The organism is Mesorhizobium sp. M0923 (assembly GCF_040319365.1).
In the GTDB taxonomy this organism is placed as follows: Bacteria; Pseudomonadota; Alphaproteobacteria; order Rhizobiales; family Rhizobiaceae; genus Mesorhizobium.
Map to the genome: position 1 here is coordinate 1 of NZ_JAMYNW010000075.1, position 570 is coordinate 570.

Sequence of the window (570 nt, forward strand, 5' to 3'; positions counted from 1 at the left end):
GCTGTCGGAGATATCGGCCGGCGTCAAGTTGACCATCAACAGCCGCCCATCCGTATCGACTGCGATATGGCGCTTGCGTCCGACGATCTTCTTGCCGGCGTCGTAACCCCTTGTTCCAGCTTGCGGAGCCTTGACCGACTGGCTGTCGATCACCGCCGCCGACGGGCTCGCCTCGCGCCCGGCCCGCTCACGATCCAGCATCAGCGCCACGTCGTGGATGGTCTGGAACAAAAATCGCCGCGCCAGCTCTCGAAACCAGCCATAGACCGTCTGCCAGGGTCCAAAGTGGATCGGCAGCATCCGCCAGCCGTAACCCGAACGGACCAGGTAGCGCACCGCATTGATCACCTCGCGAAAATCAACCTCGCGCGGACGGCCACGCCGCCCAGGCTTGGGCATCAGCGGCGCGAACTGCTCCCACTCCTCATCCGTCAAATCAGACGGGTAGCGCTTGGTCTTCTTGGCGATCTGGGCCATCCGGCCACGGCTTCGCTTTGTCCACATCCACAGCTTGAATCATAACCCAGCCTCAGACGAAACCCCAGTAAGCCGATTTTCAAAACGGCCTCT

1 protein-coding gene is annotated in these 570 nt (G+C 61.8%); it reads right to left on the minus strand.

Features of this window, described 5'->3' with window-relative positions; translation table 11 throughout:
• Positions 1-504, minus strand: a 504-nt coding sequence (locus NKH89_RS35715) for an IS5 family transposase (RefSeq protein ID WP_352912071.1), incomplete at its 3' end; no start/stop codon positions are given.
• Positions 505-570: the final 66 nt, after the last annotated feature.